We start from the raw sequence: 12332 nt of genomic DNA on the forward strand, positions 1-12332 counted from the left end.
TTGTATGGATGCAGGTGCAAGTGCAGGCGTAGAGGAACATTCCACTCGAAAAAGAAAAAAAACGCTCCGGCTCCTCCTCATCGGAAGTACGATAGCGCTGCTAATTCTTACTTTGTACAGCAATACGCTGAGAACGTTGGATCTGCCTAAAGTATGGACAGAGGTTGGCAGACAAGGGCAGATCGTCCAAGAGTTTCGTGCGATTGGAACACTGCGGCCGGTAAGTGAGGTTGAGCTATCAAGCTCTGCGGGATGGACCGTGAAAAATGTAAGAATAAAGAAGGGAGATCGAGTAACAAGAGGTCAGACGCTGGTCACATATGAGAACCCAGATGCTCACAATCGACTGCAAGATGAACAAGCCGCACTTGTAAGGATGAGATTAGAATTGGAAGTACCCCAAGAAGGCTATGTCGAAGCGGTAAGGAATAATGATGAGGCGAGTATACGTACCTCCAAACGAGACATGAAGCTCGCGCAATTGCAAATAGAGAATCAGGAAAGAAAGATACAAAATCTAAGTCAGGAAATCCGGCGGGATTCAAGCATGGTGGCACCGTTCGATGGATTTATTACGCAGTTGAATGCTGTGACAGGTTCGCCGTCGGCCAATGATGGTTTCGATGTACGGCTATCGAATGAAAGTTTGGGCTATCAGGTGGAGCTTTCACTTCCTGCAGCTGCTACTGAGGAGTTAAAGATGGGGGATAAGTTGGATTTGCAAAGCTATGGTGGCGGGGCTGCCAGACCGCTGAACGGCACGATCACAACGATAGAGCATGTGGGTGCTAGAGAGTCCTCATCTCCCTCCCTAGCTGGAGATGAAGTAGAAACAGATATCCAGCAGCCGTTAGAAGCAGTGGCTAGGAATCGTCTTATTGTAAAAGTATCGGATAAAACCGTTCGAACAGGTGAACAAGTCCGTGTACATTTGACCCGTACATCTGGGGAAGGAAGCAGCATGCTCCTCTCTAATAAGGCAATTCATAAAGAAGGAAAGCACCACTATGTACATGTAGTAGAGGAAGCCAAAGGACCTCTGGGTAATACCTACCACATCCGAGAGACAAAGGTTGAAGTCGGAGCTGCCAATGACAGCGAAACCGTTATTCTTTCTGGTGCTTATCCAAATGAACAGATTGTCGTCGAAAGTACGGAGCCATTAGTAGAGGGAAGTAGAGTAAGACCACAATAAAATTCGAGTAGGTATGATGCAGCTTTCATAATGAGAGGAGACAATTACTTATGAAAAAATGGTTGATGTTGATGTGTGGAATACTAGCTATTACGCTTACAGGATGTGCAAGTGGAAGTGGAGATGAGCAGCCAAAAGAGAGCGGACCTAAGAAAGTGGTTCTCTCCGTACATACGGCGGATGACTACTATAAGTCAGCAAAGGCTGAGTTTGAGGCTTTGCATCCGAATACAATTATCGAGATTAAAGAGTACAAATCTGAGGGAGGAAACGCTGAGGCAGATTTCGAAAAGTATGTGCAAACAACAAATACACAAATTCTTTCCGGCAAGGGTGCGGACTTAATCGATCTGAACGTTGCTGGGCTTCAGATTGGAAAGTACGTAAATAAAAAGGCACTCGTCAATCTTACAGAATTGATGGAGCAGGATAAATCATTTCATAAAGATCATTACTATATGAATATTTTTGAACATGCGAAAATGAATGACGGTCTTTATGTGCTGCCGACGAGATTTTTCCTAGATACATTGCTCGGAGATAGTGAAGCGATCACGGCTGCGCAGCTCCAAATTGATGATAAGCATTGGACATGGAGCCAATTTGCACAAGTAGGTAAGCAGCTGCACGAGAAAAATGGTCGTTATGCGATCGGCAATACGCCTCCAGAACAAATGTTAGGCTATCTTGTCACGGATAACTATACGGAATTGGTCGATTCATCCACTTCGAACGCCAAGTTTCAGTCCCCTTTCTTTATTGATATGTTGGGTCAGGTGAAGGCCATGTATGACGAAAAAGTCATTACGACTGACCCTGTAGGTATTGGAGAAGCTTACTTTTACCGACTTTTACTATTATCACCAGGCGATTTTTTTACAGAGAGCGTCAGTTTCTTCAAGCAAGGAAAGGTATATCGCAAGCCTCATACGAGTGAACAACCTTCTGGGGTTTCTTTTAGAGGAGCTAACCCCATCGCAATAAATGCCAATTCAAAGGTCAAGGCGGAGGCGTGGGAGTTTCTTAAATTTCTCTTATCTGATCAGTTTCAATCTAAGTCTGATCAACAAGGGTTTGCAGTGAATAAGTCGGCTAATGAGAAAGCAATGATTCAGTTGGTGAAAAAGGGAAAGGTTAGTTCATTAACTGGAGAGGACGTACCCGTGACTGCTGCAAATATGGAAGTTTTAAAGCAGATGATAGCTGACGCCAGCATCTTTATTAAGGAAGATAGCAAGATTCAGTCTATTATAAGCGAAGAAGCGGTGGCTTACTTCAGCGGCCAGAAGTCGGCGGAAGAAGTCGCGAATCTGATCCAGAACCGTGTTACGACCTATCTTAACGAATAAACGATAGGAAACGAGAGGAGATTGAAGATGAAGCGCATAGCAACCTTTCTCATGTTTATTGTATTCGCAAGTACCATCATGGGCTGTACCCAGGTTTCATCTAACCTAAATGCAAATAAAGAGTCAAGTAAAGAACAAAGTTTACAGTCATCAGATGAGTTTACGGACAAAAAAGTTATTAAAATAATCCCAGATCATACAAAGGGAGAAAAGTTAGAAGAAAAACAGGTGCTCACTGATCAAACAGACGACCGATTAGAAAGGAAGACTGTACTTTCTAATCAACTAGAGATTTTGATTCCCAAAGATTTTAAGTCGGAGTCTCCCAACGACCGGGAAATCAAGTTTCATGATGAATCCAATCAAGTTACGATTACGATTATGCATGATCCGGAGCAAAAAAGCGGGGGAGAGGCTAGGCCAACTGAACAAAGTTTGAGAAAGATGAAGGGTATTCTGGAGCAGAATTATGAAGGCGCTGAGGGAATAGGTCAGGAAGTCAGGGAAGTTGATGGCAAGCATATAGCGGTGCAAGAGATAACGACTAAGAATAAATATATCCTTCTATCTTGGTCAAGTTTACATGGCGGGCATCTGGAAGTTCAAGTTTCTAGTCCCATTGAAATGAAAAAGGAATGGAGTCTATTAGCCAAAAAAATGATCGAATCTATCAAGATGAAGTAGTGCAAAGTTCAGGTGGTAGGGAGATGACTTCTATGTGTGCTGGTATAATATAGATATCACAACCTAGGGTTAGGAGTTATCATGATGCCAAGGACCATTCTAATCGTGGAAGATGAACCGATACTACGAGAGATTGCAAAAGATTATTTTATAAATGAAGGCTATGACGTGTTGGAAGCATCTGATGGCAAGGTAGGCTTAGCCTTGTTTCAAGAACACCAAGTGGACTTGATTGTGTTAGATATTATGCTGCCAGAAGTCGACGGTTGGTCAGTATGTCGACGCATTCGCAAGACATCGGACGTTCCCATTATTATGCTAACTGCACGGGTGGACGAAGATGATACGCTGCTGGGCTTTGAACTAGGGGCGGATGATTATGTGACGAAGCCCTATAGCCCACCCGTTCTGTTAGCTCGGGCTAAGCGTCTGCTCGACAGTCGAGCTCGAACAACTACAACGTCAGCAGATACGTTGATACATGGCGATGTATGTATTGATAATGCTTCACGGATGGTGATGATTGACGGTGCAAGCATCAGCTTCACCTATACCGAATTTGAGATTTTGTCGTATTTGATGGTGAATGAAGGGATTGTTATTACTAGAGAGCAATTAATTACAAAGATCTGGGGGTACGAGAGCTCAGGTGATGATCGTACGGTAAATACACATATTCGAAACATACGGGGTAAGCTGGGTAGTAAGGGCAAGCTCATCAAGACCGTTGTGCGAATGGGTTACAAATTCGAGGCTAATATATGAGAATCGGTGTAGTCTGGAAGCTATTCTTGCTAACGACAGCGTTATGTATGCTCATTTTAGCAACGGTTTATGTAGGACAATCGTTTTTCTTCAAGCAGTATTATGAGAGTCGTAAACTGGATGAGTTTCAAGCTAATCTACAAGTGTTTGAGAACGATTATGTAAATGCCAAAGGGAACATAGCTGCCATACAAAAGTTAGAACATGAGTTCTATCGAGATAACAATACATGGATTACGACGCTTGACAGGCATGGTAACTTGCGGAATGCGGACGACTTTTATTTAAAAATTAAACAACATAATACTTCTATAGAGGGAAAGGAATTTGATGGTGTTACTCGTATTCCCCTTTACAATCTGGTCAGTACAGAGGAAGCCGCTGCTGGAACGTCAATTCTGCGAGTAGGATCAAAGGTTCAAATTGTTGCAGCAAATAAGGATAAATATGTGCCGATTCGAATTAGGCAGGAGCTAGGTGAGTACTATTGGGGGAACGATCAAATTGTAAAAACGATAGACGACAAATTTATTAAAATGCAACACATGGAGGGTTTGATTGCAGTATGGTGGGGGACGATCATGGAGATCAAGCTTCCTGACGAGAGCAATGTATCCAGCCTAATGTACGACGATACATTGTTTATGGAGCAGATTAAACAATTTCAAGCGAGCCTATTGCAAGACAAGGATAATAAGGACATCGCTTCCATGCAAATGCTAGATAGAGTGCACAACAACGTGAAGTACAAACTATTTATTAAACCGATTCGCAACAGCGATGGTTCAACGGTTTATTTGTTCTCAATGGCATCATTACAACCGGTCGATGAAGCAGTGCAGATGCTAGAGGAATACTATGGATATGTTATCGCACTTGCGCTGCTGTTAGTCGTTCTCGTTTCCTTCTACTATTCCAAAAAAATAGCTAGACCGCTCTTACGAATCAGTAGTACTACTGAAAAAATCGCGAATCTGGACTTCTCCGAACAATTGTCTATCGGATCCAAGGACGAGATTGGTGACTTGTCGTCTAATATCAATCAGCTTTCGCAGACGTTGCATTCTTATATTGAGCAGTTGCAGCGAGATATTGAGAAGGAGAAGCAGCTGGAGAATACAAGGAAGGAATTTATTGCTGGCGTATCCCATGAATTGAAGACGCCTCTAAGCATTATGAAAAGCTGCATCTCTATACTGCGAGACGGCGTTGCCCAGCATAAACGAGAGCATTACTTCGAGGCGATGGTGAAAGAAGTCGATAAAATGGACTTGATGATCGTGGATATGTTGGAGTTGGCTAAGTTTGAATCTGGCACGTACAAGATGGAGATGGATATGTTCCAGCTCGATACGATCGTAGCCTATATATGCGAACAGCTTTCGCCCGAGATGGAAAAGAAACAGTTGCTTGTCCATATGCAGCTTGTACCTGTAACCGTTGAAGCGAATCAGCTGCGTATTGAGCAGGTCATTACGAACTTTATGACAAATGCAATACGCTACACACCTGAAGGAGAGGAACTGTATATTTTGACTGTCGAAGAGGGTGAATTCATAAAAGTAAGTATTGAGAACAAAGGGGTTCATATTCCGCCTTCTCAGTTGGATAAAGTGTGGGACCGTTTCTATCGGGGGGATTCATCTCGTCAACGGATTCAGGGTGGAACTGGACTCGGGCTTGCCATTTCTAAAAATATTCTTGAGCTCCACCACGTACCGTACGGCGCTGAAAATACCGAAGATGGTGTTCAATTTTATTTTTATTTGCGTAAGTGTTAGTTGTTGCATTAGTTACTCTTATATAGAAGTACAGGCAGAGATAATTGAAGCCATCGTTAGCGAAAAAATGATCCAAGCCATCCTAATCGGGATGGCTTGCGTGTTGTGTGTAACTTCAACTGGTGATACTCCAATCTCCTATAGCTTATGAGCCATTTCCTTTGCTCGTATCATCCAGCTCTAATGGAAGAAAGGCATAGTTTTCATGCCTTACAATTTCACATTTACGAACAGGAATAGGGTGCTTGAAAATAGGCCCATCGATGACCGTCGTATGGAACTCTCCGCCTTCTCCGCAAGGGTCGATGCCACGCGCTTCAAGTTCTTTCACGTATTCATGTGTTAGCGTTCGCCCAAGATCGTCTTCTGTCATCCCCAACGATAGATTGACCGTCACGACAACTGTAACAAACCCTAAATGGATAAATTCATCGACTGCTTCGCGATGGTCCATTTCCCACAGGGGCATGCCGAGCTTCATTCCCACTCGCTGCGTAATGCCATCCTGCCAGCAGCCATGAGCAGGCATATCCAGGTCGCCAGTTACCAACACTTCAGCACCTTGCTGCTTCGCTTGTTCTAGAAGGTCGATAAAGACGGCCTCATAATCGGCCCAGCTTGCAGCAGCTGTAAAGGCAGGCAAGCCAATGGATTCAGCTTGTGCATGAATGAGTTCGGGCGGCATGCCATGGGAACGGGAACGTTTCCCTTCCTCTTCTAGCATGACGATGAGCCCCAATGGCTCTCCGACTTTCATTGCTTTATACAATGCTAGGACGCTATCTTTTCCACCGCTAAACGAAGCAATAAACTTGCGACCAGCAGCTCCATTTCTCCAGTTGTTAATGTTAGTTTCCGTCATACGTATGTCCCCTTTACCCAAGATGTCTATTTCGTATTTTGTATTACCTATGATTCGTCCAAAGGCAGCTTGGATGATTGTAATTGTCTCATTATCCACCATTTTATTTCAACTCAATGTGTCATTGTATGGGGGTAGATAAAGGTATTTTCCCGTTACAAACGAAATAAATACTACGATTATAATGCTATCAATCTCTTACTTCCATTTGTGAGTTACCTATTTTCAAATATACGTATCCTTGCAGTTTGGTGCATCAAATGCACGGCTGTAGGCCTTAAATCAAGATATATTGATAATCGAAAGGACGGTTATGTGGATGGATTGGGTCACGAGAATGAATGAGGCAATCACCTACATTGAAAATCATATTACAGAAGACATTTCTTACGTAGAGTTGGCGAAAATAGTATGCTGCTCGACGTACCATTTTCAACGTATGTTCTCCTTCATTACAGAGGTCTCCTTATCGGAATATATAAGACGCCGCCGTCTGACCCTCGCTGCTTTTGAGCTGCAAAATAGCCAGAAGAAGGTGGTTGATGTTGCGCTTAAGTATGGGTACGATTCGCCAGAAGCGTTTACGCGAGCATTTCAGCAAGTACACGGAACTACACCGACGGCAGCACGTAGTGTAGGGACGCAGCTTAAAGCCTATCCACGCTTATCTTTTCAAATTTCAATTAAAGGAGTAGCCGCTATGGATTACCGAATGGAAGAAGTGGGGAGTTTCACCATTGTTGGGCAGAAGGAGTATGTGCGCCATAAAGATTCACCTCAGGTCGTTCCTCAATTGTGGGTGAAGGCACAAGAGCAAGGGCTGTTTGAAACGCTTCTGTCTATACAAAAGGAGTCGAGTCAAATTAGTGGCATCCTTGGTGTTTGCGCAAATGGACAATGGGGTGAAAATGAAGGATTTGAATATGTCATGGCGATTGCATCAGAACAAGAGGTTCCTGAGGGTTTAGTGAAACTAGAGTTTCCAGCGGCAACTTGGGCTGTATTTGAATCAGCTGGGGCACCACAAAACATTCAAGAAAGTTGGAAACGGCTATATACAGAGTGGCTGCCTGTATCTTCGTATGATCTTGCGAACTTGCCTGCGATTGAGCGTTATTTGCCGCCAGAAGAAAATAAAAATGAGCTGTGGATTCCAGTTGTGAAAAAGCAATAAATAGGTAAATTATTCAGATGAGGTCGCCCTAATTGGGGCGGCCTTTGTCTATAAATATGGACAAGTGACACAGAAAAATGATGTGTGAAAGGTACAGATGTCCAACCGAATCGTCTGCTCCCCCAATAAAATATGGGTAAGGAAAACGAAAAAGGAGGGACGATATGGTGTTTAATTACAAAAAGCGTCGGAATACCTTTAAAAAGAATGCTCATCGCAAGGTGAAAATAAAACGGCATAACCTATGCAAAAAAGTGATCGTGAAAGTAAAACGAATTGCCGGACCTCCTGGTCCGCAAGGGTCTACAGGGCCTCAAGGCCCAGCAGGAGCAGTAGGTGCCACAGGTGCTACCGGAGCCGTGGGAGCAACAGGCATTGGAGTGACAGGTGCCACAGGTGCGACGGGAATGGGGGTTACCGGAGCCACCGGCAGTGCAGGGGCCACGGGTACTACGGGTGTTACAGGTGTAACTGGAGCCACAGGGCTCACCGGTATTCAAGGTGCTACAGGTGCAACGGGAGCAACTGGGGCAACCGGAGTCACTGGACCTCCAGCTGTTGGAATTGGGGCGATCATCCCGTACAGTACCGGTGATGATACCATTTCACTAATTACAGGTGTCGATGATCCGATTGTGGATGGAGGGATGTTTACATTTGGTGTTGCTTCGCAAATAAGTGTCACCCCAGGTGGGCCCATAACGTTAGGCTTACCGAATGTACCTAACTTCAGCTTCGTTGTACCTCGAACAGGAACGATCACCTCGTTAGCAGGTTTCTTCTTTGTTTTAAATCAGGGCACTTTACCGGGCCCTGTGCAGGTGAACATGCAAATCTACTTGGCTCCGGCTAGCAGCAATACATTTAACCCAGCGGGGACACCGTTAGCCTTGGTGCCGAACTTTACTACCGTTGCTCCGGGAGACAACGCGAGTGGGATTAGTCCTCAAAGCATCCCTGTCGTAGCAGGGGATAAGCTGCTCCTAATCGTCATTCCTAACATTCTAGGCGCTAACTTTGGATCTGTCCTTACTGGATTAGCGAGTGCGGGCATTACGATCCACTAAAACGAAGAGAACCAATCACTTGGAGCACAGGACAGCTATTGTCCCATATCTAAGTAATTGGTTCTCTTTCTGCTGGTATCCACTTTTCAATCTAAAATAACGGGTTTCTCTGTATGCTCAAGAAACTCAAACATCGTTCTAATCTGCTTGGCTGTATTCCGTTCCAGTGATAGTGGCAGCAGATGATCGGCATCAAAAAACTCAACTGCGCTTGTTTCTAAGTCTGTGTTAGCGTTGTAGTATTTTATTAGGATGAGAAAAAAGAAAACGTGTATTTTATATTTATGACTGATCAATTATAATTAAATTTAAAACTGAGGAAATTTTAGGGAGGTACTATGAGTGGTTTAACAGCTGAATTATTATTAATTACAACAGCACAAGATTTGTCACGAAATATTAAAAAGCATGTTGAAGAATGTTCAGAAAAAATTTCTTCTATGATAAATCATTTGAATTTGCTTGATTTTTGGTCAGAAAGCTTAGTAGATACCCCCACTCAAGTGATACTAAAAGAAATTGGATATGACCTTCTCTCCTCTATTTATATAAGTACTAACGGGATGTATAGGAATGCTTACATTAGTTTAAGAAGTGCAATAGAACTAGGTATTGGATTTTTTTACTTCACGGATCATAATTATGATTTTCTAGAGTGGAAGAGAAACAATTTCGATTTAACATGGAGTAGATTAAAAGATTTTGACAAGGGAGTTCTATCAAAAAAGTACCTTTCTTTATTTAACGATAAGTTTAATTTTGAATTATACATAGAATTAGTTTCGAATATCTATAGAGAATGCTCTGAATATGTTCATGGTAAATATGATTACATGCACTCGACTGATTCACACCGAATTTTATTTAGTAAGGAAAAATTTAATGAATGGAGCAATATGTTCTTACAAATAGTCGAAGTTATTATAGTTTTATTGAGTGTACGATTTAATGAAAAACTTGGAGACCTAGATGGATTTCAGTTAGAGACTTCTAACGATATATTTAGAAAATTGGGGTTCATGGAGCTGATTATAGAAAATGAATATTGATGACTATATTTTTAGAACAGAAGATATTAAAGACGAAGAACTATTAGAGTTATACGTAGAATCTAAAATGGATAGGGAAAATATAAATTTTATTAAAACTAAAGCTCCCTTGTTATTGGTAGGAAGTCGTGGTACTGGCAAAACAATGTTACTTAAAGTAGCAGAAAAAGAAATGGATGATGCATTTCAAGAAGAAAGAGTGTTATGTATTTTTATAAGCTTTAAAAAAGCAATTTTCTTAGAGACTATAGATGATCCGCAGTATTTTAAACAGTGGATGATTGCAAAAATTTTATTTGCGATGAAAAGAAAAATTGAAAAAAAAGGATTGCAGATATCACACTCAGGTATATTCGGAAGATATTTTGATGTAGAAGAGCTCTTAGAGAACAGTATAATGAATAAACTACAGTCATTTATTAAAATTTTAGAGAGTTCTTCGAGAAAGAGAAATTTTGACTTTAGACAAAAGATTAAATCAATATTTCTCCAAGAAACAGAAGATATTGAGGTTTTAAATGAATTGGATTACTTCCATGCACTTATTGAAGATATTTGTGAAGAAATAAATATTAATAGAATTGTGTTCTTGTTTGATGAGGCGTGTCATAATTTTATACCTTCGCAACAAAGAGAATTTTTCACTCTATTTAGAGACTTGAGATCTTCTTTAATTTCTTGCAAAGCTGCAGTTTATCCTGGAATCACATCATACGGTACATTTCAACAATTTCATGATGCTACAATAAGAAGGGTCGAGCGGGACCTCCATGATCCTGATTTCATTTCAATAATGAGGGATATTATAAGAACTCAAACCAAGGAAGAAGTATATAAAAAGCTAGAACAGCATGGAGAGTTATTGGATTATTTAATTTATGCAGCTACAGGAAATCCTAGACTTCTATTAAAAAGTATACATCTTTCAAGTAGTAAAAATTTTAACAGTACAAATGTAAACAGTACTATTAAGGATTTCTATCGGAATAATATTTGGAACGAGCATACTAAGTTAGGTGAAATTTATAAAGGGCATAAAAAATTAGTCGACTGGGGCAGGGATTTCCTTGAAAAGATAGTGCTAGTGGATACCAATGAAAAAAACGAGACTAGATTTATCGAAGGAAAAAAACAACAAACGATTTACTTTGCGATACATCGTGATGCACCAGAAGCAGTAAAGCAAGCAATAAGAATACTGGAGTACTCAGGTATAGTTTCAATTGAAACTGAAGGAACAAGGGTTCGAGGTGAAGTGTTTGATAGATATCAAATTAATATTGGAATTATACTCAGTACTGCTCAGAGTCCTACTACTATTGCAAAGCACTTAGTCCAAGGGCTATCAGTTAAGTTATATACAGATTATGGAATGAAATCCTCGCATTATCATAATATCCCCGAGTTTTCAGAGCAACAAATTAATTTTAATGATGTTATAGAACGAGTTCTAGAAATACCAGTAGATTTTTTGGATATATCAGATTATCAGCGTATTAAGATCAAATCAGTGGGGTTCGATACACTTGGAGATATATTAAACGGTGATGAGGATGATTTACAAAGAGCTGAGCAAATAGGTCCTAAGCGGGCTAGAAGAATTTACAATGTTGCTTATAATGCAACAATGGAGTATTTTTCAGGATAATTATTTAGGAATGATTTAAATAATCACAACATGATCGAAGAGGAATATACTTATTCGGTCATGTTGTGATTAAGGCAACTCAATTAAGAACAATAAATTTGTCTTAATCCAACATAATGGGCTTATCAGGATATTCAAGAAACCAAACATCGTTTTTATTTGCTCAGCTGTATTCCGTTCAGGTGACAGCTCTGGTAGGCGATCCACTTCAAAAACTCAACGGTGCTTGTTTTAAGCTTACTATCGCTTCACAGCCAACAATTTCAAAGCAAATAAACAGCTTGTAGACATGATAAGGCTCAGGAGGATGGTTTTTATCCATAATTGCTAGCAAGTGGATAGCTACAACATCAAAGCCGGATTCTTCTTTAACCCCTTTTACTACGATTTTGGAAGGGGAGAAATCAATATCCGTCCCTCCTTCAAGTGCCCATGCCCCATCTATTTTCTCACTAATAAGAAGAATCTTATTATCTCGAAATATTACGCCCTGTGTATCTACTGTTGTAGTTGCATAGCCGAGATCACTCGCAAACGTAAGGGCAATTTTCACTTTGTTTGTAAATGTGTAGTTCGCTAAAATATCGATACTAATTTCTCGCAAAGCCTCATATCGCTAGATATCATACTCATTTTGTGTGTATGCGAGTCCAATTTGCGCGATTGCTTTGGTTTGTTTCGCCCATTCGAGCCACTTAGTGTTCATGGATAACGACCTCTTTTCCAAGAAGCTCGCGAAAGTGTGCCACACTTGTAAA

The 12332-nt window shown here is 41.2% G+C and carries 12 protein-coding genes; 9 read left to right on the forward strand and 3 right to left on the reverse strand.

Annotated elements, in window-relative coordinates:
• Window positions 1-4 precede the first annotated feature (4 nt).
• From H580_RS0109880 to H580_RS0109900, 5 genes are all read left to right on the forward strand, one after another.
• Complete coding sequence (locus H580_RS0109880) at window positions 5-1195, forward strand: efflux RND transporter periplasmic adaptor subunit (RefSeq protein WP_028594636.1); 1191 nt, start codon at window positions 5-7, stop codon at window positions 1193-1195.
• 50 nt (window positions 1196-1245) lie between these two features.
• Window positions 1246-2544: an ABC transporter substrate-binding protein gene (locus tag H580_RS0109885; protein ID WP_028594637.1), complete on the forward strand. Its 1299-nt coding sequence runs from the start codon at window positions 1246-1248 to the stop codon at window positions 2542-2544.
• A gap of 27 nt (window positions 2545-2571) precedes the next feature.
• The gene (locus H580_RS25435) at window positions 2572-3228 is read left to right on the forward strand and encodes a hypothetical protein (protein WP_028594638.1); all 657 of its coding nucleotides are present in this window, start codon (window positions 2572-2574) and stop codon (window positions 3226-3228) included.
• A gap of 84 nt (window positions 3229-3312) precedes the next feature.
• A complete protein-coding gene (locus H580_RS0109895; RefSeq protein WP_028594639.1) occupies window positions 3313-3993 on the forward strand; it encodes a response regulator transcription factor in 681 nt (226 codons plus the stop codon).
• Window positions 3990-5774, forward strand: coding sequence for a sensor histidine kinase (locus tag H580_RS0109900; protein ID WP_028594640.1), 1785 nt, complete (start codon window positions 3990-3992; stop codon window positions 5772-5774). The genes H580_RS0109895 and H580_RS0109900 overlap by 4 nt, the downstream gene beginning before the upstream one ends.
• A 145-nt stretch (window positions 5775-5919) precedes the next feature.
• Here the strand turns inward: H580_RS0109900 and H580_RS0109905 are convergent, their stop codons facing one another.
• Window positions 5920-6636: a Dph6-related ATP pyrophosphatase gene (locus H580_RS0109905; protein WP_028594641.1), complete on the reverse strand. Its 717-nt coding sequence runs from the start codon at window positions 6634-6636 to the stop codon at window positions 5920-5922.
• Window positions 6637-6955: 319 nt separating this feature from the next.
• Between H580_RS0109905 and H580_RS0109910 the strand changes: the two genes are divergently transcribed.
• The 4 genes from H580_RS0109910 (at window position 6956) to H580_RS0109925 (ending at window position 11574) form a co-directional block, all read left to right on the forward strand.
• Complete coding sequence (locus H580_RS0109910) at window positions 6956-7810, forward strand: AraC family transcriptional regulator (RefSeq protein ID WP_028594642.1); 855 nt, start codon at window positions 6956-6958, stop codon at window positions 7808-7810.
• Window positions 7811-7974: 164 nt separating this feature from the next.
• The gene (locus H580_RS23890) at window positions 7975-8877 is read left to right on the forward strand and encodes an exosporium glycoprotein BclB-related protein (RefSeq protein WP_051217373.1); all 903 of its coding nucleotides are present in this window, start codon (window positions 7975-7977) and stop codon (window positions 8875-8877) included.
• A 338-nt stretch (window positions 8878-9215) separates the two neighbouring features.
• The gene (locus H580_RS0109920; protein ID WP_028594643.1) at window positions 9216-9926 is read left to right on the forward strand and encodes a hypothetical protein; all 711 of its coding nucleotides are present in this window, start codon (window positions 9216-9218) and stop codon (window positions 9924-9926) included.
• Entirely contained in the window at window positions 9916-11574 is a 1659-nt protein-coding gene (locus H580_RS0109925; protein ID WP_028594644.1) for a helix-hairpin-helix domain-containing protein, read from the forward strand. Before H580_RS0109920 ends, H580_RS0109925 begins: the two co-directional genes overlap by 11 nt.
• Before the next feature lie 208 nt (window positions 11575-11782).
• On the opposite strand, the gene H580_RS23895 is transcribed toward H580_RS0109925, so the two are convergent.
• Both H580_RS23895 and H580_RS26905 read right to left on the reverse strand, forming a co-directional pair.
• Window positions 11783-12178, reverse strand: coding sequence for an NUDIX hydrolase (locus tag H580_RS23895; RefSeq protein ID WP_342663186.1), 396 nt, complete (start codon window positions 12176-12178; stop codon window positions 11783-11785).
• Window positions 12179-12190: 12 nt separating this feature from the next.
• On the reverse strand, window positions 12191-12280 hold the full coding sequence (locus H580_RS26905) for an NUDIX hydrolase N-terminal domain-containing protein (RefSeq protein ID WP_342663187.1): 90 nt from the start codon (window positions 12278-12280) through the stop codon (window positions 12191-12193).
• Window positions 12281-12332: the final 52 nt, after the last annotated feature.

The organism is Paenibacillus assamensis DSM 18201 (genome assembly GCF_000422445.1).
In the GTDB taxonomy this organism is placed as follows: domain Bacteria; phylum Bacillota; class Bacilli; order Paenibacillales; family Paenibacillaceae; genus Paenibacillus_B; species Paenibacillus_B assamensis.

Bases quoted from the DNA above. Each gene is read 5' to 3' on its own strand.
- H580_RS0109880 (WP_028594636.1), top strand. From the start codon at position 5: ATGGATGCAGGTGCAAGTGCAGGCGTAGAGGAACATTCCACTCGAAAA.
- H580_RS0109885 (WP_028594637.1), top strand. From the start codon at position 1,246: ATGAAAAAATGGTTGATGTTGATGTGTGGAATACTAGCTATTACGCTT.
- H580_RS25435 (WP_028594638.1), top strand. From the start codon at position 2,572: ATGAAGCGCATAGCAACCTTTCTCATGTTTATTGTATTCGCAAGTACC.
- H580_RS0109895 (WP_028594639.1), top strand. From the start codon at position 3,313: ATGCCAAGGACCATTCTAATCGTGGAAGATGAACCGATACTACGAGAG.
- H580_RS0109900 (WP_028594640.1), top strand. From the start codon at position 3,990: ATGAGAATCGGTGTAGTCTGGAAGCTATTCTTGCTAACGACAGCGTTA.
- H580_RS0109905 (WP_028594641.1), bottom strand. From the start codon at position 6,636: ATGACGGAAACTAACATTAACAACTGGAGAAATGGAGCTGCTGGTCGC.
- H580_RS0109910 (WP_028594642.1), top strand. From the start codon at position 6,956: ATGGATTGGGTCACGAGAATGAATGAGGCAATCACCTACATTGAAAAT.
- H580_RS23890 (WP_051217373.1), top strand. From the start codon at position 7,975: ATGGTGTTTAATTACAAAAAGCGTCGGAATACCTTTAAAAAGAATGCT.
- H580_RS0109920 (WP_028594643.1), top strand. From the start codon at position 9,216: ATGAGTGGTTTAACAGCTGAATTATTATTAATTACAACAGCACAAGAT.
- H580_RS0109925 (WP_028594644.1), top strand. From the start codon at position 9,916: ATGAATATTGATGACTATATTTTTAGAACAGAAGATATTAAAGACGAA.
- H580_RS26905 (WP_342663187.1), bottom strand. From the start codon at position 12,280: ATGAACACTAAGTGGCTCGAATGGGCGAAACAAACCAAAGCAATCGCG.